Source organism: Janthinobacterium sp. SUN211 (assembly GCF_030587315.1).
GTDB lineage: Bacteria > Pseudomonadota > Gammaproteobacteria > Burkholderiales > Burkholderiaceae_D > Janthinobacterium > Janthinobacterium kumbetense.
Map to the genome: position 1 here is coordinate 498,024 of NZ_JAPWIC010000003.1, position 20,720 is coordinate 518,743.

At 56.8% G+C, this 20,720-nt stretch carries 33 protein-coding genes; all 33 read left to right on the forward strand.

Annotated elements, in window-relative coordinates; genetic code table 11:
* Positions 1-64: 64 nt before the first annotated feature.
* On the forward strand, positions 65-790 hold the full coding sequence (gene creB / locus O3301_RS13450; RefSeq protein WP_305056609.1) for a two-component system response regulator CreB: 726 nt from the start codon (positions 65-67) through the stop codon (positions 788-790).
* A complete protein-coding gene (gene creC / locus O3301_RS13455; protein ID WP_305056610.1) occupies positions 787-2,208 on the forward strand; it encodes a two-component system sensor histidine kinase CreC in 1,422 nt (473 codons plus the stop codon). Before creB ends, creC begins: the two co-directional genes overlap by 4 nt.
* Positions 2,209-2,294: 86 nt before the next feature.
* Positions 2,295-3,722 (forward strand): cell envelope integrity protein CreD, encoded by a 1,428-nt coding sequence (gene creD, locus O3301_RS13460; RefSeq protein WP_305056611.1) that lies wholly within the window; start codon positions 2,295-2,297, stop codon positions 3,720-3,722.
* A 177-nt stretch (positions 3,723-3,899) separates the two neighbouring features.
* Complete coding sequence (locus O3301_RS13465; protein ID WP_077398840.1) at positions 3,900-4,094, forward strand: hypothetical protein; 195 nt, start codon at positions 3,900-3,902, stop codon at positions 4,092-4,094.
* Positions 4,095-4,397: 303 nt separating this feature from the next.
* Positions 4,398-5,054, forward strand: coding sequence for a 50S ribosomal protein L3 (gene rplC / locus O3301_RS13470; RefSeq protein WP_010394393.1), 657 nt, complete (start codon positions 4,398-4,400; stop codon positions 5,052-5,054).
* Positions 5,055-5,057: 3 nt separating this feature from the next.
* Complete coding sequence (rplD, locus tag O3301_RS13475) at positions 5,058-5,678, forward strand: 50S ribosomal protein L4 (RefSeq protein WP_034753197.1); 621 nt, start codon at positions 5,058-5,060, stop codon at positions 5,676-5,678.
* The gene (gene rplW / locus O3301_RS13480; RefSeq protein ID WP_010394398.1) at positions 5,675-5,992 is read left to right on the forward strand and encodes a 50S ribosomal protein L23; all 318 of its coding nucleotides are present in this window, start codon (positions 5,675-5,677) and stop codon (positions 5,990-5,992) included. Before rplD ends, rplW begins: the two co-directional genes overlap by 4 nt.
* Positions 5,992-6,819, forward strand: a complete 828-nt coding sequence (gene rplB, locus O3301_RS13485) for a 50S ribosomal protein L2 (protein ID WP_034753198.1) — start codon at positions 5,992-5,994, stop codon at positions 6,817-6,819. Before rplW ends, rplB begins: the two co-directional genes overlap by 1 nt.
* 10 nt (positions 6,820-6,829) lie before the next feature.
* A complete protein-coding gene (gene rpsS / locus O3301_RS13490) occupies positions 6,830-7,105 on the forward strand; it encodes a 30S ribosomal protein S19 (RefSeq protein ID WP_008444295.1) in 276 nt (91 codons plus the stop codon).
* Positions 7,102-7,434: a 50S ribosomal protein L22 gene (gene rplV, locus O3301_RS13495; RefSeq protein ID WP_170840583.1), complete on the forward strand. Its 333-nt coding sequence runs from the start codon at positions 7,102-7,104 to the stop codon at positions 7,432-7,434. The genes rpsS and rplV overlap by 4 nt, the downstream gene beginning before the upstream one ends.
* Positions 7,435-7,443: 9 nt before the next feature.
* A complete protein-coding gene (gene rpsC, locus O3301_RS13500) occupies positions 7,444-8,268 on the forward strand; it encodes a 30S ribosomal protein S3 (protein WP_034753199.1) in 825 nt (274 codons plus the stop codon).
* A 2-nt stretch (positions 8,269-8,270) separates the two neighbouring features.
* Positions 8,271-8,690: a 50S ribosomal protein L16 gene (rplP, locus tag O3301_RS13505; protein WP_034753201.1), complete on the forward strand. Its 420-nt coding sequence runs from the start codon at positions 8,271-8,273 to the stop codon at positions 8,688-8,690.
* A 12-nt stretch (positions 8,691-8,702) separates the two neighbouring features.
* Positions 8,703-8,894: a 50S ribosomal protein L29 gene (gene rpmC / locus O3301_RS13510; RefSeq protein WP_010394412.1), complete on the forward strand. Its 192-nt coding sequence runs from the start codon at positions 8,703-8,705 to the stop codon at positions 8,892-8,894.
* A complete protein-coding gene (rpsQ, locus tag O3301_RS13515; protein ID WP_010394415.1) occupies positions 8,891-9,163 on the forward strand; it encodes a 30S ribosomal protein S17 in 273 nt (90 codons plus the stop codon). The genes rpmC and rpsQ overlap by 4 nt, the downstream gene beginning before the upstream one ends.
* A gap of 253 nt (positions 9,164-9,416) precedes the next feature.
* Positions 9,417-9,785, forward strand: coding sequence for a 50S ribosomal protein L14 (gene rplN / locus O3301_RS13520; protein WP_008444317.1), 369 nt, complete (start codon positions 9,417-9,419; stop codon positions 9,783-9,785).
* A gap of 9 nt (positions 9,786-9,794) precedes the next feature.
* Positions 9,795-10,109, forward strand: a complete 315-nt coding sequence (gene rplX / locus O3301_RS13525) for a 50S ribosomal protein L24 (RefSeq protein ID WP_034753204.1) — start codon at positions 9,795-9,797, stop codon at positions 10,107-10,109.
* Between the two features lie 6 nt (positions 10,110-10,115).
* On the forward strand, positions 10,116-10,655 hold the full coding sequence (gene rplE / locus O3301_RS13530) for a 50S ribosomal protein L5 (protein WP_010394421.1): 540 nt from the start codon (positions 10,116-10,118) through the stop codon (positions 10,653-10,655).
* Positions 10,656-10,657: 2 nt separating this feature from the next.
* Positions 10,658-10,963: a 30S ribosomal protein S14 gene (rpsN, locus tag O3301_RS13535; RefSeq protein ID WP_010394423.1), complete on the forward strand. Its 306-nt coding sequence runs from the start codon at positions 10,658-10,660 to the stop codon at positions 10,961-10,963.
* Positions 10,964-10,977: 14 nt separating this feature from the next.
* Entirely contained in the window at positions 10,978-11,373 is a 396-nt protein-coding gene (gene rpsH, locus O3301_RS13540) for a 30S ribosomal protein S8 (RefSeq protein ID WP_034753208.1), read from the forward strand.
* A gap of 10 nt (positions 11,374-11,383) precedes the next feature.
* Positions 11,384-11,917 (forward strand): 50S ribosomal protein L6, encoded by a 534-nt coding sequence (gene rplF / locus O3301_RS13545; RefSeq protein ID WP_034778281.1) that lies wholly within the window; start codon positions 11,384-11,386, stop codon positions 11,915-11,917.
* Between the two features lie 13 nt (positions 11,918-11,930).
* The gene (gene rplR / locus O3301_RS13550) at positions 11,931-12,293 is read left to right on the forward strand and encodes a 50S ribosomal protein L18 (RefSeq protein WP_010394431.1); all 363 of its coding nucleotides are present in this window, start codon (positions 11,931-11,933) and stop codon (positions 12,291-12,293) included.
* A gap of 9 nt (positions 12,294-12,302) precedes the next feature.
* Positions 12,303-12,821 carry a 30S ribosomal protein S5 gene (rpsE, locus tag O3301_RS13555; protein WP_010394433.1) on the forward strand — a complete coding sequence of 173 codons (519 nt, stop codon included), beginning with the start codon at positions 12,303-12,305 and terminating at the stop codon, positions 12,819-12,821.
* Between the two features lie 10 nt (positions 12,822-12,831).
* Complete coding sequence (gene rpmD, locus O3301_RS13560) at positions 12,832-13,011, forward strand: 50S ribosomal protein L30 (protein WP_010394435.1); 180 nt, start codon at positions 12,832-12,834, stop codon at positions 13,009-13,011.
* Positions 13,012-13,041: 30 nt separating this feature from the next.
* Positions 13,042-13,473: a 50S ribosomal protein L15 gene (gene rplO, locus O3301_RS13565; RefSeq protein WP_034753211.1), complete on the forward strand. Its 432-nt coding sequence runs from the start codon at positions 13,042-13,044 to the stop codon at positions 13,471-13,473.
* A gap of 32 nt (positions 13,474-13,505) precedes the next feature.
* On the forward strand, positions 13,506-14,840 hold the full coding sequence (gene secY / locus O3301_RS13570) for a preprotein translocase subunit SecY (RefSeq protein ID WP_010394438.1): 1,335 nt from the start codon (positions 13,506-13,508) through the stop codon (positions 14,838-14,840).
* A gap of 18 nt (positions 14,841-14,858) precedes the next feature.
* Complete coding sequence (gene infA, locus O3301_RS13575; RefSeq protein WP_005663428.1) at positions 14,859-15,077, forward strand: translation initiation factor IF-1; 219 nt, start codon at positions 14,859-14,861, stop codon at positions 15,075-15,077.
* Between the two features lie 42 nt (positions 15,078-15,119).
* Positions 15,120-15,233, forward strand: a complete 114-nt coding sequence (gene rpmJ / locus O3301_RS13580) for a 50S ribosomal protein L36 (protein WP_010394471.1) — start codon at positions 15,120-15,122, stop codon at positions 15,231-15,233.
* 14 nt (positions 15,234-15,247) lie between these two features.
* Positions 15,248-15,613: a 30S ribosomal protein S13 gene (gene rpsM / locus O3301_RS13585; RefSeq protein WP_046681666.1), complete on the forward strand. Its 366-nt coding sequence runs from the start codon at positions 15,248-15,250 to the stop codon at positions 15,611-15,613.
* A 17-nt stretch (positions 15,614-15,630) separates the two neighbouring features.
* Entirely contained in the window at positions 15,631-16,035 is a 405-nt protein-coding gene (gene rpsK, locus O3301_RS13590) for a 30S ribosomal protein S11 (RefSeq protein WP_010394475.1), read from the forward strand.
* A gap of 258 nt (positions 16,036-16,293) precedes the next feature.
* Positions 16,294-16,917 carry a 30S ribosomal protein S4 gene (rpsD, locus tag O3301_RS13595; protein WP_010394478.1) on the forward strand — a complete coding sequence of 208 codons (624 nt, stop codon included), beginning with the start codon at positions 16,294-16,296 and terminating at the stop codon, positions 16,915-16,917.
* 106 nt (positions 16,918-17,023) lie between these two features.
* The gene (gene rpoA / locus O3301_RS13600; RefSeq protein ID WP_008444343.1) at positions 17,024-18,001 is read left to right on the forward strand and encodes a DNA-directed RNA polymerase subunit alpha; all 978 of its coding nucleotides are present in this window, start codon (positions 17,024-17,026) and stop codon (positions 17,999-18,001) included.
* Positions 18,002-18,134: 133 nt separating this feature from the next.
* On the forward strand, positions 18,135-18,527 hold the full coding sequence (gene rplQ, locus O3301_RS13605) for a 50S ribosomal protein L17 (protein ID WP_034753219.1): 393 nt from the start codon (positions 18,135-18,137) through the stop codon (positions 18,525-18,527).
* Positions 18,528-18,700: 173 nt separating this feature from the next.
* The gene (gene dsbD / locus O3301_RS13610; RefSeq protein WP_305056612.1) at positions 18,701-20,650 is read left to right on the forward strand and encodes a protein-disulfide reductase DsbD; all 1,950 of its coding nucleotides are present in this window, start codon (positions 18,701-18,703) and stop codon (positions 20,648-20,650) included.
* The last annotated feature ends 70 nt before the right edge of the window (positions 20,651-20,720 follow it).

The following is a 20,720-nucleotide window of genomic DNA, read 5'->3' on the forward strand; positions in this document are numbered from 1 at the left end:
CGATTGACGCCGCTTGCGTGCTTCAGGGATACTCCGGGTCTGTCCACTACTGCGTGCCGCCGCCATGTCCAAGACTGTCCTGATCGTGGAAGATGAACAGGCGATTGCCGACAGCATCGCCTATGCCTTGCGCACGGACGGCTTTGCGCCGCGCCATGTGATGTTGGGCGAGCAAGCCCTGGCCGCATTGCGTCCAGCGCCCGGCGAAGCCGCGCAGATGCCCGTTCTGGTGGTGCTCGACGTGGGCTTGCCCGACATGAGCGGGCTGGAAGTGTGCCGCCGGCTGCGCCAGTTTTCCGAGGTGCCGGTGATCTTCCTGACGGCCCGCAGCGACGAGATCGACCGTATCGTCGGCCTGGAAATCGGCGCCGACGATTACGTCACGAAACCGTTTTCGCCACGCGAACTGGTGGCACGCATCCGCGTCATCCTGCGCCGCGCAGGTGTCGCGCAAGCTCCTCGCGAGACTGGCATGACGATAGTCGCGCCTGTCGCCGCGCCGGCGCGCTTCGAATTGCGCGCGCTGGAGGCGAAGGTGCTCTTTCACGGCCAGCCGCTGGACCTGACCCGCTATGAATACCTGTTGCTGAAAACCCTGCTCGCGCATCCCGGCCACGTGCTGTCGCGCGCGCAGCTGATGGAGCGCGTGTGGAGCGGGGCGCCGGACACGCTCGAGCGTACCGTCGACGCGCACGTCAAATCGCTGCGCGCCAAGCTGCGCGCCATCGATGCGCAAGTCGACCCCATCCACACCCACCGTGGCCTCGGCTACAGCCTGGCCGGCGCATGAAGATCGGCCTGCGCATCCTGCTCGGCTACTTCCTGATCGTCGGCCTGGCCGCATGGTTCCTGCTGAACGTCTTCATGGAGCAGGTCAAGCCCGGTGTGCGCTCGACCCTGGAAGACACCCTGGTTGATACTTCGCAGCTTCTGGCCAGCCTGGTGGCGCCCGACGTGAAGGCGGGCAGCCTGGCGCAGTCGCCCGTGGCAGAACGCATGCAGGATTACGCGCGCCATGGCGTGGACGTCAATATCAACGGCGTGCGCAAGCGCACGCTCGATTACCGCATCACCATCACGGACCGGCATGGCATCGTGCTGTTCGATTCCAGCGGGCGCGACGTGGGCCGCGACTATTCGCGCTGGAATGACGTGTACCTCACCTTGCAGGGCAAGTATGGCGCGCGCAGCACGCGCAGCCGGCCAGACGACGAGATGTCGACGGTCATGCACGTGGCCGCGCCGATTCGCGACGGCAATGAGGTGATCGGCGTGCTGACGGTGGCCAAGCCGAATGCCAGCGTGCAAGCGTTTGTCGAGCGCAGCCAGCGCAAGATATTGCAGCGCGGCGCCGTGCTGTTGCTGCTGTCGCTGCTGATCGGCCTGGCATTCGCCTGGTGGCTGCACCATGCACTGGGCAAGTTGATGCATTACATCGGCGACGTGGAGGCTGGGCGCAAGGTGGCGCTGCCGGCGCTGGGCCAGAACGAGATCGGCACGCTGGGGCGGGCGCTGGAGGCGATGCGCACACGCCTGGAGGGCAAGGAGTATGTGGAGCAGTTGATGCACACGCTGGCGCATGAATTGAAAAGCCCGATCGCCGCCATCCAGGCCTCTGCCGAGTTGCTGCAGGAAGACATGCCGCCGGCCGAGCGCCGCCAGTTTCTCGCCAGCATCCTGGAGCAGAATGCGCGCCAGCGGCAACTGATCGACAAGCTGCTGGCCCTGGTGCGCGTGGAAAAGCAGCAGCGCCTGGATAGCCCTGAGCGCATCGCGCTGGCGCCCCTGCTGGCGCAAGTGGCGCAGGATGCGGCCGCCACCCTGGCGGCGCGCGGCGTGCGTCTGCAATTGCAGCACGACGAGGCGAGCGTGGCGGGTGACCCACTGTTGCTGCGCCAGGCGCTGGGCAACTTGCTCGATAACGCGGCCGGCTTTGCCCCGCCCGGCAGCTGCATCGACCTGACGGCGCGACGCCAGGGTCGCCAGGTGGAAATTGCCGTGCGTGACCGCGGCGCGGGCATCCCCGCATATGCGCTCGAACGCGTCTTCGAGCGCTTTTACTCCCTGCCGCGCCCGAGCGCCGGCAAGAGCACGGGCCTGGGCCTGCCCTTCGTGCGCGAGGTCGCATCCCTGCATGGCGGCACGGTCGAGGTACTCAATCATGTGGAGGGCGGTGCCTGCGCGCGCCTGTGCCTGCCGCTGGCCTAGCGCACTTTATTTGCCGGCTTCACACGGACTGCATCGTCAGCGCATACAGCTTTTTTACACTGGGCACCTTACTTCAAGGATGCGCCATGCAAAAAACTCTCTTAGTCAAAGCGTTGATCGTGTTCGGCCTGATGTTGCTGATCGGCCTGCCTTTGCTGATGATTCAGGAAACGATCAAGGAGCGGATGGAATTCCGCCAGGAAGCCGTCAATAGCATCGCTGCCGATTCGGTGCGCGAACAAACCATTATCGGCCCCATCCTCGTGATTCCCTACACGGAGCAGTACGAAGAGCGCGTGGAAGTGGCCAAGGGCGATGACAAGGAAGCGAAAGCGCCTGTGCGCACGGAGTTGCTGCGCCGCCTGGTGCAGCGCCGCCTTATCGTGTACCCGAACGATCTGCAGATCAACGGCAACATCGAGACGGACCGCCGTTACCGCGGCATCCACCAGGTGCTGGTCTACAGCGGCCAGCATGCGTTCAAGGGTGACTTCACGGTGCCGGCCAGCAGCCAGTTGCCGCGCAAGTCGCCGGACTCGCGCGTGACCCTAGGTCAGCCTTTCGTCGCCCTCTCCATCGAGGACGTGCGCGGCATCCGCAATATCCCGAAAATCGACTGGGGCGGACAAAAGATCGAGTTCGAGCAGGGTACCGACCTGTTTGCCTTCCGCAGCGGCTTGCATGCGCCGCTGGGCGCCATGCCTCTGGCGGCGCCGCAGCAGGTGCGCTTCAGCTTTGACCTGGGCCTCGATGGCATCGAACGCCAGCATTTCGTGCCGGTGGCCAAGAACAGCCAGATCCAGATCAAGTCGAACTGGCCCCATCCGCAGTTTGGCGGGCGCTTCCTGCCGTCGCCGAAGAATCGCCAGATCGATGCCCAGGGTTTCAATGTGGCGTGGAATATCTCGTCGCTGGCCACCAATGCGCAAACGCAACTGAGCACGATCGAAGGGGAATTCAAGGTGCCCGACAGCGCCCCGCTGGGCCAGATCGACCGCTTCAGCGTGGGCTTCATCGAGCCGGTGAGCGTGTATTCGCAGTCGGACCGGGCCACGAAATATGGCTTGCTGTTCGTGGCGCTGACCTTTGCCGCCTTCTTCATCTTTGAAATCCTGAAAAGCCTGCCGATCCACCCGGTGCAATATTTGCTGGTGGGCCTGTCGCTGGTGATCTTCTTCCTGCTGCTGGTGGGCCTGGCCGAGCATATCGCCTTCCTGGCCGCCTATCTGATCGCCAGCGCCGCCTGCATCGCGCTGACCAGCTTCTATCTGGTGCACGTACTGCACAACGCTTGGCGCGGCATCGGCTTCGGCATGGCGCTGACCTTGCTGTATGGCGCCCTGTATGGCTTGCTGAGCTCGGAAAACAATGCGCTGGTGATGGGCAGTATCCTGCTGTTCGCCGTGCTGGCCGCCATCATGGTGGCGACGCGCAAGGTGGACTGGTATCAGGTAGGCAGGGGAGGGCAGCAATCGTCAGAGCCTGCTCCAGTGAGGCATGAAAAAGATTGCTGATTTGGAAAATAATTGGTTTTAAGTTGGTATTTTTTACGGTAGTCTTTGGTATTGCTTTCCGGGCAGCACGGTATTGTGTGTTGCGGTTTGCGGGAGTAATAGCGGGCGGCAGGAAGGATGGCTTGCCGCCACCGGGCAGTTCCTTTCATTCCAACATAACAATCTGGAGACAGCACCATGATCAAGAAACTGGCTTTTTTCCTCTTCGCCTGTGGTCTGAGTGCCGGTTACGCGTATGCCGCGGCGAGTGAGGATGTCTGGCAATGCCGTTCGCGCTGCGACAGCAGCTATGTCGGCTGCACCGGTTCATTGGGCGGCAGCCCGATTTGCCGTGACCTGCTCCAACATTGCCTGGAGCGCTGCAACGGCTAGACCAGCGACTCGCATGACGCATGGGCGCGGACGGGGCACAAGCCTGGTCCGCGCCCTTCTTTTTGTGGCGTCAGGGCGCATGGATGCTCATTTTGACGAGGCGCTGCGACAATTGCGGGAGGTGTTCGACAACTCCTGCAGGGGCGTCGCGCAACACTTTGACATACCTCGTGTTAACTTGTTGCGTCAAGGGTTTTTGTGCTATATACTAGCCGGCTTCGGTATGGATTCGTCTTTTTTGAGTCCTACGTTACTTTGTAGTTAAACAAGCCCCGCCCAATCGCAGGTGGGAATGGAGAAAAAATGAGCCTAGGCCTTCTCGGTCGCAAGGTTGGTATGATGCGCATTTTCACGGATGAAGGGGATTCGATTCCTGTCACCGTGTTGGACGTATCGAACAACCGTGTTGCGCAAATCAAAACCCCTGAAACAGATGGTTACTCCGCTGTTCAGGTCGCATTCGGTCAACGTCGCGCTTCCCGCGTGACCAAAGCTGTTGCTGGTCATCACGCTAAAGCTGGTGTTGAAGCCGGTACTCTGTTGAAAGAGTTCCGCGTTGACGCTGCTAAAGCCGCTGAACTGAAAGCTGGCGATGTTGTCGCTGCTTCCCTGTTCGAAGTCGGTCAAAAGATCGACGTGCAAGGCGTTACCATCGGTAAAGGCTATGCAGGCGTTATCAAACGTTACCACTTCGCTTCTGGCCGTGCAACGCACGGTAACTCGCGTTCGCATAACGTTCCAGGTTCCATCGGTATGGCACAAGATCCAGGTCGCGTTTTCCCTGGTAAGCGCATGACCGGTCATCTGGGTGACGTTAACCGTACGATCCAGAACCTCGTGATCGCCCGTATCGATGCCGACCGTCAGCTGTTGCTGGTCAAAGGCGCGATTCCAGGTGCGAAAAATGGCCAGGTAGTTGTCTCGCCAGCCATCAAAACCAAAGCCAAGAAGGGAGCTTAAACGATGGAACTCAAGCTTCTGAATGCGCAAGGTCAAGCCGCCTCGAACGTTGCTGCAGCCGATACTATTTTCGGCCGTGACTACAATGAAGCGCTGATCCACCAAGTCGTCATCGCTTATCAAGCGAATGCACGTAGTGGTAACCGCAAGCAAAAAGACCGTGAAGAAGTTCACCACACGACGAAAAAGCCATGGCGCCAAAAAGGTACCGGCCGCGCTCGTGCTGGTATGTCGTCGTCGCCACTGTGGCGCGGCGGTGGTCGGATTTTCCCGAACTCGCCTGACGAAAACTTCACCCACAAAGTGAACAAAAAAATGTATCGCGCAGGTATCTGCTCGATCCTGTCGCAGCTGGCTCGCGAAGAGCGCCTGATCGTCATCGACGATCTGACGATCGACGCGCCAAAAACCAAGCTGCTGTCGCAAAAATTGAACGGCCTGGGCTTTGATTCGGTTCTGATCATCACCGACGTTCTGAACGAAAACCTGGAACTGGCATCGCGCAACCTGCCTAACGTACTCGTCGTTGAGCCACGTCACGCAGACCCGATGTCCCTGGTGTTCTACAAGAAGATCCTGGTCACCAAAGCTGCATTGGCCAAGATTGAGGAGATGCTGGCATGAGCGCGATTTTGAAACATAGCGAAGAACGCTTGATGAAGGTGCTGTTGGCGCCCGTGATTTCCGAAAAGGCCACCATGGTCGCGGAAAAGAACGAGCAAATTGTATTCCGCGTACTGCCGGATGCAACCAAGCCTGAAATCAAGGCAGCGGTCGAACTGCTGTTCAAGGTTGAAGTTCTGTCCGTGCAAACTGCAAACCGCGAAGGTAAGCAAAAGCGCACCGGCAAGTTCAACGGTCGTCGTAACCATACCAAGCGTGCTTTCGTGTGCCTGAAGCCTGGCCAGGAAATCAACTTCTCCGAGGAGGCTGCATAATGGCACTCGTTAAGATGAAACCAACCTCGCCAGGCCGTCGCGGCATGGTAAAGGTGGTGAATGCCGACCTGTACAAAGGTCGTCCGTTCGCTGCCCTGGTTGAAAAGAAATCCAAGACCGCTGGTCGTAACAACAACGGTCACATCACCACCCGTCATATCGGTGGTGGTCATAAGCAACACTATCGCTTGATCGACTTCAAGCGCACCAAAGATGGTATTCCAGCGAAAGTGGAACGTATCGAATACGATCCAAACCGCACCGCGAATATCGCTCTGTTGTGCTACGCCGACGGCGAACGTCACTACATCATCGCAACCAAAGGCATGGCCGTTGGCGACAGCGTGATGAACGGTTCGGAAGCACCGATCAAATCGGGTAACTGCTTGCCAATCCGTAACATCCCAGTCGGTACCGTGATGCATTGCGTCGAAATGCTGCCAGGTAAAGGTGCCCAAATGGCACGTACCGCCGGCGCTGGCGTTGTGCTGATGGCACGTGAAGGTACCTACGCTCAAGTGCGTCTGCGCTCGGGTGAAGTACGTCGCGTGCACATCGAGTGCCGTGCAACGGTTGGTGAAGTCGGCAATGCCGAGCACAGCCTGCGTAAAATCGGTAAAGCTGGTGCGATGCGCTGGCGCGGTGTTCGTCCTACCGTTCGCGGTGTGGTCATGAACCCGGTCGATCACCCGCACGGTGGTGGTGAAGGTAAAACAGCAGCTGGTCGTCATCCAGTTTCGCCTTGGGGCCAACAGACTAAGGGTAAGAAGACACGCAGCAACAAGCGTACTACTTCCATGATCGTCTCGCGCCGCGGCAAGAAATAAGGGGTAGCACATGACACGTTCATTGAAAAAAGGGCCGTTCTGTGACGCCCACCTGGTGAAAAAAGTTGAAGCCGCGCAAGCAGCCAAAGACAAAAAGCCAATCAAAACCTGGTCGCGTCGTTCGACAATCATGCCTGACTTCATCGGCCTGACGATCGCGGTGCATAACGGCAAGCTGCACGTGCCGGTTTATGTTTCCGAAAACATGGTTGGTCACAAGCTCGGCGAATTCGCACTGACCCGTACGTTCAAGGGCCATGCAGCTGACAAAAAGGCTAAGAAATAATGGAAACTAAAGCTATCCTCAAAGGTGTGCGCCTGTCGGACCAAAAGGGCCGCCTGGTTGCTGACCTGATCCGTGGCAAGAAAGTTGACGCTGCACTCAACATCTTGCAATTCAGCCCGAAAAAAGGTGCTGCGATCATCAAACGCGTTCTGGAATCCGCTATTGCGAATGCCGAGCACAATGATGGCGCGGACATCGACGAATTGTTCGTGAAAACGATCTACGTCGAAAAGGGCCCCGTCCTGAAGCGCTTCACCGCGCGTGCAAAAGGCCGTGGCGACCGTATTTCGAAACAATCCTGTCACGTTTACGTGACTGTCGGTAACTAAGGAGCCACGATGGGTCAGAAAATTCATCCAACCGGTTTCCGTCTGGCGGTCACCCGTAACTGGGCTTCGCGCTGGTATGCAGGCAACGGTAATTTCGCTGCCATGCTGAACGAAGACTTGAAAGCACGTGCTTACCTGAAAAAGAAACTGAAGAACGCTTCCGTTGGCCGCATCGTTATCGAGCGCCCAGCCAAGAACGCGCGCTTCACGATCTACAGCTCGCGTCCAGGCGTGGTCATTGGTAAAAAAGGCGAAGACATCGAAGTACTGAAGTCCGCGCTGACCAAGATCATGGGCGTACCTGTTCACGTGAACATCGAAGAAATTCGCAAGCCAGAAATCGACTCGCAACTGATCGCCGACTCGATCGCTCAGCAGCTGGAAAAACGGATCATGTTCCGCCGCGCCATGAAGCGTGCAATGCAAAATGCAATGCGCCTGGGTGCTCTCGGTATCAAGATCATGTCGTCCGGCCGTCTGAACGGTATCGAAATCGCACGTAAAGAGTGGTACCGCGAAGGCCGCGTGCCTCTGCATACCCTGCGCGCCGATATCGACTACGGTACCAGCGAAGCGTCGACCACCTACGGCATCATCGGTGTCAAGGTGTGGGTATACAAAGGTGACCGCGCGCCTAACGGCGATGCACCAGTCATCGATACCCCAGCTGACGAGAAGAAAAGCCGCGGCCCACGCCGTGACGATGGCAAGCCAGCTGGCCGTCCACGTCCAGCCGGTGCCGGTGCGAAACCATCCACAGCACCAGGTGCACGTGTGCGTACCGCCGCTAAACCGGCCGCCGCAGCAGCACCAGCTGAGAAAGCAGGAGAATAATCATGCTGCAACCAGCACGCAGAAAGTATCGTAAAGAGCAGAAAGGCCGTAATACCGGTATTTCGCACAGCCGCGGCACCGCCGTGTCGTTTGGCGAATTCGGTCTGAAGGCAGTTGCGCGCGGTCGTATCACTGCGCGTCAAATTGAAGCGGCGCGTCGTGCAATGACGCGTCACATCAAGCGCGGTGGCCGTATCTGGATCCGTATTTTCCCGGACAAACCGATTTCGAACAAACCGGCTGAAGTCCGTATGGGTAACGGTAAAGGTAATCCTGAGTACTACGTCGCTGAAATTCAGCCAGGTAAAGTACTGTACGAAATGGATGGCGTTGATGAAGCGCTGGCACGGGAAGCATTCCGTCTTGCTGCCGCTAAACTGCCACTGGCGACGACGTTTGTCATCCGCCAAGTCGGCCAATAATTGGAGTTGTATATGAAAGCATCTGAACTCCGCGGCAAGGACCAGCCAGCTCTGCAAAAAGAGCTGAATGACCTGTTGAAGGCACAGTTCGGCCTGCGCATGCAAATCGCTACGCAGCAGCTGAGCAACACTTCGCAGCTCAAGAAGGTACGCCGCGATATCGCGCGTGTGAAGACGGTAATGAATCTGAAGGAAGCCAAATGAACGAACCAGTGAAACAGTCGCTCAAGCGCACGCTGATCGGTAAAGTGGTTTCGGACAAGATGGACAAGACCGTTACCGTTCTGATCGAGCGCCACGTAAAACATCCTTTGTATGGCAAGATCATCATGCGTTCGAACAAGTATCACGCGCATGACGAGACCAACCAAGTCAAGGCCGGTGACACGGTCGAGATCCAGGAGGGTCGCCCGATCTCCAAAACGAAGGCATGGACGGTGACACGTGTGGTTCAAGCCGCACCAACCGTTTAAATAAAAACCACCGTTTCGGCGGTGGCTTTTAATTAGTACTTGCAGGCCCGCAAATTGTATGTAATACTTGCGGGCTTCGTTCATGTAACGCCGCAAAGTGTCTGGCCACAGACAGTAGCATTCGCGGTCAGTTGATGTATGAAGGTCATGCACCCAAACAGTGAAGCCCAGCAGGGCGGCTCTGGCGGGACCAAGACTGACCGTGGGTCTACATTGTGTGGATTCTTCGGCTTAAGTTGGGAAAGAGAATACTATGATTCAAACTGAAAGCCGGCTCGAAGTGGCTGACAATACCGGTGCCAAAGAAGTAATGTGCATCAAGGTATTGGGCGGCTCCAAGCGCCGTTATGCTGGCATTGGCGATGTGATCAAGGTAACCGTTAAGGTTGCTGCGCCACGTGGCCGTGTCAAAAAAGGTGAAATTTATAACGCCGTGGTTGTGCGCACCGCTAAAGGTGTTCGCCGCCAAGACGGTTCCCTGGTGAAGTTCGACGGCAATGCCGCCGTTCTGTTGAACGCCAAGCTGGAACCGATCGGTACCCGTATTTTTGGACCTGTCACGCGCGAACTGCGCACTGAGAAGTTCATGAAAATCGTGTCCCTGGCACCGGAAGTCCTGTAAGGAGTCGTAATGGATAAGATTCGTAAAAACGACGAAGTCATCGTTCTGACCGGGAAAGACAAGGGCAAACGTGGTGTGGTACAGCAGCGTATCGATGCTGAACATATCGTGGTTGACGGCATTAACATCGCTAAAAAAGCGACTAAGCCAAACCCGATGACTGGCGTAACTGGTGGTATCGTCGATAAGACCATGCCAATTCACGTGTCCAACGTTGCATTGTTTAATGCAGCGACTGGCAAGGCAGATCGCGTGGGTTTCAAAGAAGTGGACGGCAAGAAAGTTCGCATCTTTAAATCCTCCGGCGAAGTAGTGAAGGCTTAAGAAATCATGGCACGTCTCCAAGAATTCTATAAAGAAAAAGTCGTTGCCGACCTGACCAGCAAGTTTGGTTACAAGTCGGTAATGGAAGTTCCACGCCTGACCAAGATCACCCTGAACATGGGTGTTGGTGAGGCTATCGCGGATAAAAAAGTTCTCGAGCACGCAGTTGCTGACTTGACCAAGATCGCCGGCCAGAAGCCAGTGACCACCAAGTCCCGCAAAGCGATCGCAGGCTTCAAAATCCGTGAAGGTTACCCGATCGGTACGATGGTCACCCTGCGCGGCGCTCGCATGTACGAGTTCCTGGATCGCTTCATTACCGTGGCTCTGCCGCGCGTACGCGATTTCCGTGGTGTGAATGGCCGTGCATTTGATGGTCGTGGCAACTACAACATCGGTGTCAAGGAACAGATCATTTTCCCTGAAATCGAATACGACAAGATTGACGCGTTGCGCGGTATGAATATCAGCATCACGACAACCGCTAAGACCGATGACGAAGCCAAAGCTTTGCTCGCCGCCTTTAAATTCCCTTTCAGGAACTGATCATGGCCAAACTGTCACTGATTAATCGTGAGATCAAGCGTGCTGACCTGGTGGCGAAATTCGCCCCTAAGCGCGAAGCTCTCAAGGCCATCGTCGATGACCAATCGAAATCGGAAGAAGAGCGCTACGAAGCTCGCCTGAAATTGCAGGCGCTGCCACGTAACTCGAACCCGACGCGTCAACGTAACCGTTGCGCCATCACTGGTCGTCCGCGCGGCACATTCCGTAAATTCGGTCTGGGTCGTATCAAGCTCCGTGAATTCGCCATGCGTGGTGAAATTCCGGGTATGACAAAAGCAAGCTGGTAATAGGAGAATATGCAATGAGTATGAGCGATCCTATCGCCGATATGCTGACCCGCATTCGCAATGCACAAGGCGTGCAAAAGACGACCGTGGCCATGCCATCGTCGAAAGTCAAAATTGCGATTGCCAGCGTCCTGAAGGACGAGGGTTACATTGAAGATTTCGCTGTTGCCGAAGCTGGTGGCAAAGCGGAACTGAAAATCGGTTTGAAGTATTATGTTGGCCGTCCCGTCATTGAGCGCTTGGAGCGCGTGTCCCGTCCGGGTCTGCGCGTCTACAAGGGTAAAGACGAGATCCCTGTTGTGATGAATGGCTTGGGTGTGGCGATCGTGTCGACTCCGCAAGGCGTCATGACTGACCGCAAAGCACGCGCTACCGGTGTCGGCGGCGAAGTTATTTGCTACGTGGCTTAAGGAGTTACACATGTCTCGAGTAGCTAAAATGCCTATCGTAGTGCCAGCTGGCGCCGAAGTCGCCATCTCCGCACAAGCGATCACCGTAAAAGGCCCGCTGGGCGTACTTTCCCAGGCCCTCACCGGCCAGGTCAAAGTGGAAAACAATGCAGGAACCCTGAGTTTCGACGTGGCGAACGACAGCCGCGAAGCCAATGCCATGTCCGGCACGCTGCGCGCACTGGTCAACAACATGGTTGTTGGCGTCACCAAGGGTTTCGAGAAAAAGCTGAACCTGGTAGGCGTGGGTTACAAGGCGCAAGCTCAAGGCGACAAGCTGAATCTGTCCCTGGGTTTCTCGCACCCTGTAGTGCATGACATGCCAGCTGGCGTTACCTGCGCAACACCAACCCCGACCGAGATCCTGATTAAAGGTATCGACCGTCAACAGGTTGGCCAGGTAGCCGCTGAAGTTCGTGCTTACCGCGCTCCTGAGCCTTATAAAGGCAAGGGCGTTCGCTATGCGGACGAAGTGGTTAAGCTTAAAGAAACCAAGAAGAAGTAATTAGGGGCTGACGATGGATAAGAAAGAATCACGGCTTCGCCGCGGACGCCAAACCCGCATCAAGATTGCGGAATTGAAAGTAAATCGCTTGTCGGTGCATCGCACCAACCTGCACATTTACGCCAACCTGATCAGCCCGGACGCTAAAGTCCTGGTTTCGGCCTCGACGGCTGAAGCGGAAGTTCGCGCTGAACTGGCAGGCCAATCCGGCAAAGGCGGCAATGCCGCTGCTGCAGCCTTGATCGGCAAGCGCGTCGCTGAAAAAGCGTTGAAAGCAGGGATTACCGAAGTTGCGTTTGACCGCTCCGGTTTCCGTTACCACGGCCGTGTGAAAGCGTTGGCAGAAGCCGCACGCGAAGCCGGTCTGAAGTTCTAAGGATCAATCATGGCAAAAATGCAAGCAAAAATGCAAAGCGACAAGCCGGATGATGGCATGCGCGAAAAAATGATCGCGATCAACCGCGTGACCAAAGTGGTCAAGGGTGGTCGTATCATGGGTTTCGCCGCGCTGACCGTAGTTGGTGATGGCGATGGCCGCGTCGGCATGGGCAAGGGCAAATCGAAAGAAGTGCCAGTTGGCGTGCAGAAGGCAATGGAAGAAGCCCGTCGCAACCTGATCAAAGTACCGCTCAAAAACGGTACCTTGCATCACACGGTTGTTGGTCGTCACGGCGCCTCCAAGGTCCTGATGAACCCAGCTAAGCCTGGTACTGGCGTTATCGCTGGTGGCGCAATGCGCGCTATCTTCGAAGTGATGGGCGTGACGGACGTGGTGGCGAAATCCACCGGTTCGAACAACCCATACAACCTGGTACGCGCTACGCTGGACGGCCTGTCGAAAATGAGCACTGCTTCCGATATCGCTGCCAAACGCGGCAAGTCGGTCGAAGACATTCTGGCTTAAGGTGGACAAAATGACAAACACAGTCAAAGTGCAATTGGTCAAGGGCTTGATCGGTACGCGCGAATCGCATCGCGCTACCGTGCGCGGTCTGGGTCTGCGTCGTGTAAATTCGGTTTCCGAATTGCAAGACACCCCATCCGTACGCGGCATGATCAATAAAGTATCGTATCTCGTTAAAGTTGTCGGGTAAGCCTTCGGGCTTACACGAACGGAGCAAATCATGGAATTGAATACTATTGCACCAGCCGAAGGCGCTAAGCACTACAAGCGTCGCGTCGGTCGCGGTATCGGCTCCGGCCTGGGTAAAACCTCGGGTCGTGGTCACAAAGGTCAGAAATCGCGTTCGGGCGGCTTTCATAAAGTCGGTTTCGAAGGCGGTCAGATGCCTCTGCAACGCCGTCTGCCTAAGCGCGGTTTCAAATCGATGCACGCAACCTTCAAAGCTGAAGTGCGCCTGTCCGATCTGAACAACCTGGCTGTTGGCGATGTCGACATTCTGGTCTTGAAGCAAGCTGGCGTTCTGGGCGTGTTGGCCCGTGACGTGCGCGTGATCTTGTCCGGCGAAATCACCAAAGCGGTGAATTTGAAGGGCTTGAAAGTGTCCGCTGGCGCGAAAGCAGCCATCGAAGCAGCCGGCGGCTCGGTAGCCTGAGTTGACCGCTAACAGCTTGATCGGAGCGAAAATTGGCGACTAATCCACAACTTGCTAAAAGTGCAGCGGCCGGTTTCCCTTGGGGACGGCTCTGGTTTTTGCTTGGCGCATTGGTGGTTTATCGTATCGGTGCTCACGTCCCGGTTCCCGGGATTGACCCGACACAATTAGCCTCGCTGTTCAAGGAGCACGAAGGCGGCGTCCTGGGCATGTTCAACATGTTCTCGGGCGGTGCCTTGTCTCGTTTTACAGTGTTTGCGCTGGGTATCATGCCTTATATCTCGGCCTCGATCATCATGCAATTGCTGTCGATCGTGTCACCGCAGATGGAAGCGTTGAAAAAAGAAGGCGAAGCAGGTCGTCGCAAGATCACCCAGTACACCCGGTATTTCACGGTTGCCCTGGCACTGTTCCAAGCGTTAGGCATTGCAGTCGCACTGGAGTCGCAAGCTGGTCTGGTGTTGGAACCTGGTCTTGCATTCCGCTTCGTGACGGTCGTCACTTTGTTGACCGGAACAATGTTTTTGATGTGGTTGGGTGAGCAAATTACCGAGCGTGGTTTGGGTAATGGCATCTCGATCATCATTTTTGCCGGGATTGCAGCAGGTCTGCCGTCGGCGTTGGGTGGCTTGTTCACTCAGGTGTCGAATGGTTCGATCGGCAGCTTCAGCGCGATTTTCATCGTGATCCTGGTAGCACTGGTAACGTACTTCGTTGTATTCGTCGAACGTGGTCAGCGCAAAATATTGGTCAATTACGCGAAGCGCCAGGTAGGCAACAAGATTTATGGCGGTCAAACCAGCCATTTGCCGTTGAAGCTGAACATGGCCGGCGTGATCCCGCCGATCTTTGCTTCTTCGATCATCTTGTTCCCGGCCACTATCGTGGACTGGTTTTCAAAGGGCGCCGACAACGCTAACCCTGCGGTGCGGTTCTTGAAAGATTTGGCAGCATCGATGGGGCCTGGTGAGCCTATCCATGCGCTGTTGTACGCAGTGGCGATCGTGTTTTTCTGTTTCTTCTATACAGCGCTGGTCTTTAACAGCAAGGAAACAGCGGATAACTTGAAGAAAAGCGGTGCGTTCATTCCCGGGATCCGTCCAGGCGAACAGACAGCCCGTTACATCGACAAGATCCTGACACGCTTGACACTTGCTGGCGCAGTCTACATCACCCTGGTGTGTTTATTGCCGGAATTTATGCAAGCCCAGTGGAAAGTACCATTCTATTTCGGCGGTACTTCTTTATTGATTATTGTAGTTGTCACCATGGATTTCATGGCGCAAGTACAGAACTACGTGATGTCGCAGCAATATGATTCGCTGCTGCGCAAAGCAAATTTCAAGGGCGGAATTCCGACGCGTTAAGCGCGGTAAACATACCGAATGGCAAAAGACGACGTCATACAGATGCAGGGCGAGATTCTTGAGAATCTCCCAAATGCAACATTTCGAGTGAAGCTGGAGAACGGACACGTGGTGCTCGGGCATATTTCAGGTAAAATGCGGATGAACTATATTCGCATTCTCCCTGGAGACAAGGTGACGGTGGAGTTAACGCCGTACGACCTGAGCCGAGCCCGCATTGTGTTCCGTACCAAGTAACACACTGAATCAAACCAAAGAAGCGAAAGAAAGAGCCCAAAAATGAAAGTTCTCGCATCAGTCAAGCGGATCTGCCGCAACTGCAAGATCATCAAGCGCAAAGGCGTAGTCCGCGTTATCTGCGTGGAACCACGTCACAAGCAGCGTCAAGGTTAATCGAGGAATAACAAATGGCACGTATTGCAGGGGTTAATATCCCAAATCATCAGCATACCGTTATCGGCCTGACGGCCATCTACGGTGTGGGCCGTCCACGCGCAGAGAAAATCTGTGCATCGACCGGTGTAGCAACCAACAAAAAGATCAAAGATCTGGATGACAGCGAACTGGAAAAGCTGCGCGATGAAGTAGGTAAATTCATCGTCGAAGGCGATCTGCGTCGTGAACTGTCCATGAACATCAAGCGTTTGATGGATCTGGGTTGCTACCGCGGCATGCGTCATCGTAAGGGTCTGCCTTGCCGTGGCCAGCGTACGCGTACGAACGCACGTACCCGCAAGGGACCGCGTAAAGCCGCTCAATCGCTGAAAAAATAATCCGCTAGGGAATAATTATGGCTAAGTCGCAAAATAACGCCGCATCAGCACGCGTGCGTAAAAAAGTTAAAAAGAACGTCGCTGAAGGCATCGCACATGTCCACGCTTCGTTCAATAACACCATCATTACCATCACCGATCGTCAAGGCAATGCCTTGTCGTGGGCTACCTCCGGCGGTGCAGGCTTCAAGGGTTCGCGTAAATCGACCCCATTCGCAGCGCAGGTCGCCGCGGAAGCCGCTGGTAAAGTGGCTGTTGAGTGTGGCGTGAAGAACCTGGAAGTACGTATCAAGGGCCCAGGTCCTGGTCGTGAGTCCGCCGTTCGCGCGCTGAACAACCTGGGCATCAAGATCACCGAGATCCAGGACGTGACGCCGGTACCGCACAACGGTTGCCGTCCACCGAAACGTCGTCGTATCTAAGATAGTGTTGCAGAGGGCGCTTCGGCGCCAGCTGCTTTGCTGTCTGTTGTAACTCAGTACAGTTGTGTGAAAACGCTGGAGCAGGGAGCCGGAAACGGTTATACTGCCCGGCTGTTCTTGCCTGTCAAATTCTGTTTGACGGGTTTTTCGTTTTCAGCCACCGTCTGATTGAAACCAAATCAGACTAGCGCCTAACCGCATCAATGTGTTTGATCATGCATGTGGCTGGGGCGTTATCATTTAAAAAAAGGAAGTATCGTGGCACGTTATATCGGACCTAAAGCAAAACTTTCCCGCCGTGAAGGTACAGACCTGTTCCTGAAGAGCGCACGTCGCTCGCTGGACAGCAAGTGCAAACTGGACGTCAAGCCAGGCCAGCACGGTGTCAAATCCGGCGCCCGCACCTCGGACTACGGTAACCAACTGCGCGAAAAGCAAAAAGTCAAGCGCATGTACGGCGTGCTGGAACGTCAATTCCGCCGCTACTTCGCTGAAGCAGACCGTCGTAAAGGCAACACCGGCGAAACGCTGTTGAAGTTGCTGGAAACGCGTCTGGACAACGTTTGCTACCGCATGGGCTTTGGCTCGACCCGCGCTGAAGCGCGTCAATTGGTCAGCCACAAAGCGTTCACCGTGAACGGTATCGTTGTGAACATCGCTTCGTACGCAGTCAAAGTTGGCGACATCGTTGCTGTTCGTGAAAAATCGAAAAAGCAAGTGCGTATCGTTGAAGCACTGTCGCTGGCTGAACAAGTTGGTATGCCTAGCTGGGTTTCGGTTGATGCCAAGAAAATGGAAGGCACCTTCAAGTCCCTGCCAGAGCGTAACGAAATCGCTAACGACGTCAACGAATCGCTGATCGTCGAGCTGTACTCGCGTTAATAGTAGTTAGCAAGACTCCCGCCCACTCACTTTCTTGAGTGGGCGTTTTACTAATGCCATCAGCCTTATCGGTGTAATGAGCCGAGGGTATTGAAAAGGACATTTCATGCAAAACAGTTTGTTGAAGCCACGTATTATCGATGTTGAAGCTCTCGGTGCAGGTCACGCCAAGGTCGTGATGGAACCGTTCGAGCGCGGCTACGGCCACACATTGGGTAACGCGTTGCGCCGCGTTCTGCTGTCGTCGATGGTAGGCTACGCGCCGACCGAAGTGACGATCGCTGGCGTCGTCCACGAATATTCCTCCCTCGATGGCGTGCAAGAAGACGTCGTCGATCTGTTGCTGAACTTGAAGGGTGTGGTTTTCAAAGTCCACAACCGCGATTCGGTAACCCTGACCCTGAAAAAAGAAGGCGAAGGCGCCATCCTGGCCTCCGACATCGACCTGCCGCATGACGTCGAACTGATCAACCCTGACCACGTGATCGCCCACCTGACCGCTGGTGGCAAGCTGGACATGCAGATCAAGGTTGAAAAAGGCCGCGGCTACGTTCCTGGTAACGTGCGTCGCCTGTCGGAAGACACGAACAAGACCATCGGCCGCATCATCCTCGATGCGTCGTTCTCGCCAGTGCGCCGTGTATCGTACTTCGTTGAATCGGCCCGCGTTGAACAGCGTACCGACTTGGACAAGCTGATCATCAACATCGAAACCAACGGCGTGATCTCGCCGGAAGAAGCGATCCGCCAGTCGGCCCGCGTCCTGGTGGACCAGTTGAATGTGTTCGCTGCCCTGGAAGGCACGGAAGCCGCCGCCGAAGCGCCATCGCGCGCTCCGCTGGTCGATCCTATCCTGTTGCGTCCAGTCGACGACCTGGAGTTGACCGTGCGTTCGGCGAACTGCCTGAAAGCGGAAAACATTTACTACATCGGCGACCTGATCCAACGTTCGGAAAACGAACTGCTGAAAACGCCAAACCTGGGCCGCAAGTCCCTGAACGAAATCAAGGAAGTGCTGGCATCGCGCGGCTTGACCTTGGGCATGAAGCTGGAAAACTGGCCGCCTGCCGGCCTGGAAAAGTAATACGTAGTTGTAGCAAACTGCCTGGGACAGGTGTCCCAGGCTTTTATTTTGTAGCACCAAACCGGCCCGCGATGAAGCTTCTGCCTCATTGATCGAAGAGCTGGAATTTAAACACTCACCGAAAGGATTTATCATGCGTCACGGTCACGGCCTCCGTAAACTGAATCGTACCTCGTCCCACCGTCTGGCAATGCTGCGCAACATGACAGTATCGCTGCTGCGTCACGAAGCGATCAAAACCACCCTGCCAAAAGCAAAAGAACTGCGCCGCGTTGTCGAGCCAATTCTGACCCTGGGCAAAACCGACTCCCTGGCAAACAAGCGTCTGGCCTTCAACCGCCTGCGCGACCGTGAAATGGTCGTCAAACTGTTCGCTGAACTGGGCCCACGTTTCGCCAACCGTAACGGTGGTTATGTGCGTATCCTGAAAATGGGTTTCCGCGTCGGCGATAACGCTCCTATGGCGTTCGTTGAACTGATGGATCGTCCAGATACGACCGAAGCAGTTGAAGTTGCTGGCGAGTAATCCCAGTAATTGCATCTAAGAAAGCCAGGCCTAGCCTGGCTTTTTTGTTTTCTGCTGCAGCTATCCTTGCTGCGGTGTACTATTCTTCTTTCGCGCCGGCCCGGCACAAGCGCTGCCCGCTCCGCGCGACTCTTGTCGAATGGCACAGCTGATGCCGCAGAAAAAGGTTGTTCATGTCCCGTTTCCCTTCCAGCGCCACCGCGCGCGCCGCTCCCCTACATCAACTGCTGATCTGGCTTGCCACCTGTATGCTGCTGGCCATGGCCGTCTTTGGCGCCACCCAGGCCCGCGCCGACGATGAATTCCTCGACCCCGAGCTGGCGTTTAAATTTTCCGCCCGCATGCAGGACCCGTCCACCATCGCCGTCACCTATGTGATTGCCGATGGCTACTATATGTACCACGAGCGCTTCAAGTTCGAAGCCGTGGGCGCCAAGCTGGGTACGCCCGTGTATCCGAAGGGCAAGGTCAAGTTCGACGACACTTTCCAGAAGAACGTGGAAACCTTCCGCCAGACCCTCACCATCACCATTCCCGTGGAAGCGGCCGGCGCGTTCACCCTGAAGGCGACGGGCCAGGGCTGCTCGGACAAGGGCCTGTGCTATGCGCCGCAGGATGCCACGGCTCAGCTGGTGGGCGGTGGCGGCGGCCAGAGCATGGCGCCGGGCGGCTTGCCGTCGAAATTCGCCTTGCCGGCCGCGCCGGCAGTCGACACGGCCGCCGTCAACGGCCCGCAGGCGCAGGCGTCGCCTGGCGTGTCCGTGATGAGCATTCCCCAGGCCAATATCACCAGCACGCCCGAGCCGGTAGCGGCAGCGCCTGTGGCGGCTAGCCCTGCGCCCGCGCAAAGCGAGACGGGCAAGATCGAAGCGGCCCTGAAGGGCGGCAAGCTGCTCGTCATCGTGCCCCTGTTCATGCTGCTGGGCCTGGGCCTGGCATTTACGCCGTGCGTGCTGCCGATGGTGCCGATTTTGTCGTCGATCATCATCGGCGATGGCGCCAAGGTCAGCCGTTCGCGCGGCTTGCTGCTGTCGCTGACGTACGCGCTGGGCATGGCCATAGTCTACACGGCGCTGGGCGTGGCGGCCGGCCTGGCGGGCGAAGGCTTGGCGGCCCAGCTGCAAAACCCGTGGGTGCTGGGCTTCTTTGCCCTGCTGATGGCGGGCCTGGCGCTGTCGATGTTCGGCTTGTATGAGCTGCAAGTGCCGGCTTTCCTGCAAGGCAAGCTGACGTCCGTGTCGAACCAGCAATCGTCGGGCCGCCTGGCGGGCGTGTTCGTCATGGGCGCCATTTCCGCCCTGATCGTGGGGCCCTGCGTGGCCGCGCCGCTGGCCGGCGCCTTGCTGTACATCAGCCAGACGCGCGACGTCGTCATCGGCGGCAGCGCCTTGTTTGCCATGGCGGTGGGCATGAGCGTACCTCTGCTGTTGGTCGGCGTGTCGGCCGGCACCCTGCTGCCCCGCGCCGGCGCCTGGATGGACGCTGTCAAGCGCTTCTTTGGCGTACTGCAGCTGGGCGTGGCCTGGTGGCTGGTCTCGCCCGTGCTGCCGGGCGCCGTGCAGATGCTGGGCTGGACGGTGCTGTTCGTCGGCTACGGCATGTATTTGCTGGTGGGCAAGAGCGGCGCGAAGAATGCCTGGATCGCCAAGGCATTCGGCCTCGTGTTTGCCGTGCTGGGCGCGATGCAACTGGTGGGCGTGGCCAGCGGTGGCCGCGATCCGCTGGCGCCGCTGGCCCACCTCGGCGGCGGGCAAGTGCATGCGCAGCCGTTTATGCGCGTAAAGACCGTGGCGCAGCTCGATGCGGCGCTGGCGCAGTTGAACGGCAAGCCGGCCCTGCTGGACTTTTATGCGGACTGGTGCGTGTCCTGCATCGAAATGGAAAAACTGACCTTCGTCGATCCCGCCGTGCGCGAGAAGATGGGGCAAGCCGTGCTGCTGCAAGTGGACGTGACGGCCAATGATGCTGACGACAAGGCCATGCTGAAACGTTTTCAGCTGTTCGGCCCGCCGGGCATCATCATGTTCAACCCGCAGGGGCAGGAAATCGCCCAGTCGCGTGTGATCGGCTTCCAGAACGCCGCCACCTTCCTGACCTCGTTGCGCAAGCTCGACGGGCAGTAAGCGGTCACTTGTCTCGCCAATAAGAAAAAGCCTGCATTGCAGGCTTTTTCTGTGTTTACACCCGCTACAA

Excerpts from the sequence above, each read along its gene's own strand:
- creB (WP_305056609.1), top strand. The coding sequence starts at position 65 with ATGTCCAAGACTGTCCTGATCGTGGAAGATGAACAGGCGATTGCCGAC.
- creC (WP_305056610.1), top strand. The coding sequence starts at position 787 with ATGAAGATCGGCCTGCGCATCCTGCTCGGCTACTTCCTGATCGTCGGC.
- creD (WP_305056611.1), top strand. The coding sequence starts at position 2,295 with ATGCAAAAAACTCTCTTAGTCAAAGCGTTGATCGTGTTCGGCCTGATG.
- O3301_RS13465 (WP_077398840.1), top strand. The coding sequence starts at position 3,900 with ATGATCAAGAAACTGGCTTTTTTCCTCTTCGCCTGTGGTCTGAGTGCC.
- rplC (WP_010394393.1), top strand. The coding sequence starts at position 4,398 with ATGAGCCTAGGCCTTCTCGGTCGCAAGGTTGGTATGATGCGCATTTTC.
- rplD (WP_034753197.1), top strand. The coding sequence starts at position 5,058 with ATGGAACTCAAGCTTCTGAATGCGCAAGGTCAAGCCGCCTCGAACGTT.
- rplW (WP_010394398.1), top strand. The coding sequence starts at position 5,675 with ATGAGCGCGATTTTGAAACATAGCGAAGAACGCTTGATGAAGGTGCTG.
- rplB (WP_034753198.1), top strand. The coding sequence starts at position 5,992 with ATGGCACTCGTTAAGATGAAACCAACCTCGCCAGGCCGTCGCGGCATG.
- rpsS (WP_008444295.1), top strand. The coding sequence starts at position 6,830 with ATGACACGTTCATTGAAAAAAGGGCCGTTCTGTGACGCCCACCTGGTG.
- rpsC (WP_034753199.1), top strand. The coding sequence starts at position 7,444 with ATGGGTCAGAAAATTCATCCAACCGGTTTCCGTCTGGCGGTCACCCGT.
- rplP (WP_034753201.1), top strand. The coding sequence starts at position 8,271 with ATGCTGCAACCAGCACGCAGAAAGTATCGTAAAGAGCAGAAAGGCCGT.
- rpmC (WP_010394412.1), top strand. The coding sequence starts at position 8,703 with ATGAAAGCATCTGAACTCCGCGGCAAGGACCAGCCAGCTCTGCAAAAA.
- rpsQ (WP_010394415.1), top strand. The coding sequence starts at position 8,891 with ATGAACGAACCAGTGAAACAGTCGCTCAAGCGCACGCTGATCGGTAAA.
- rplN (WP_008444317.1), top strand. The coding sequence starts at position 9,417 with ATGATTCAAACTGAAAGCCGGCTCGAAGTGGCTGACAATACCGGTGCC.
- rplX (WP_034753204.1), top strand. The coding sequence starts at position 9,795 with ATGGATAAGATTCGTAAAAACGACGAAGTCATCGTTCTGACCGGGAAA.
- rplE (WP_010394421.1), top strand. The coding sequence starts at position 10,116 with ATGGCACGTCTCCAAGAATTCTATAAAGAAAAAGTCGTTGCCGACCTG.
- rpsN (WP_010394423.1), top strand. The coding sequence starts at position 10,658 with ATGGCCAAACTGTCACTGATTAATCGTGAGATCAAGCGTGCTGACCTG.
- rpsH (WP_034753208.1), top strand. The coding sequence starts at position 10,978 with ATGAGTATGAGCGATCCTATCGCCGATATGCTGACCCGCATTCGCAAT.
- rplF (WP_034778281.1), top strand. The coding sequence starts at position 11,384 with ATGTCTCGAGTAGCTAAAATGCCTATCGTAGTGCCAGCTGGCGCCGAA.
- rplR (WP_010394431.1), top strand. The coding sequence starts at position 11,931 with ATGGATAAGAAAGAATCACGGCTTCGCCGCGGACGCCAAACCCGCATC.
- rpsE (WP_010394433.1), top strand. The coding sequence starts at position 12,303 with ATGGCAAAAATGCAAGCAAAAATGCAAAGCGACAAGCCGGATGATGGC.
- rpmD (WP_010394435.1), top strand. The coding sequence starts at position 12,832 with ATGACAAACACAGTCAAAGTGCAATTGGTCAAGGGCTTGATCGGTACG.
- rplO (WP_034753211.1), top strand. The coding sequence starts at position 13,042 with ATGGAATTGAATACTATTGCACCAGCCGAAGGCGCTAAGCACTACAAG.
- infA (WP_005663428.1), top strand. The coding sequence starts at position 14,859 with ATGGCAAAAGACGACGTCATACAGATGCAGGGCGAGATTCTTGAGAAT.
- rpmJ (WP_010394471.1), top strand. The coding sequence starts at position 15,120 with ATGAAAGTTCTCGCATCAGTCAAGCGGATCTGCCGCAACTGCAAGATC.
- rpsM (WP_046681666.1), top strand. The coding sequence starts at position 15,248 with ATGGCACGTATTGCAGGGGTTAATATCCCAAATCATCAGCATACCGTT.
- rpsK (WP_010394475.1), top strand. The coding sequence starts at position 15,631 with ATGGCTAAGTCGCAAAATAACGCCGCATCAGCACGCGTGCGTAAAAAA.
- rpoA (WP_008444343.1), top strand. The coding sequence starts at position 17,024 with ATGCAAAACAGTTTGTTGAAGCCACGTATTATCGATGTTGAAGCTCTC.
- rplQ (WP_034753219.1), top strand. The coding sequence starts at position 18,135 with ATGCGTCACGGTCACGGCCTCCGTAAACTGAATCGTACCTCGTCCCAC.
- dsbD (WP_305056612.1), top strand. The coding sequence starts at position 18,701 with ATGTCCCGTTTCCCTTCCAGCGCCACCGCGCGCGCCGCTCCCCTACAT.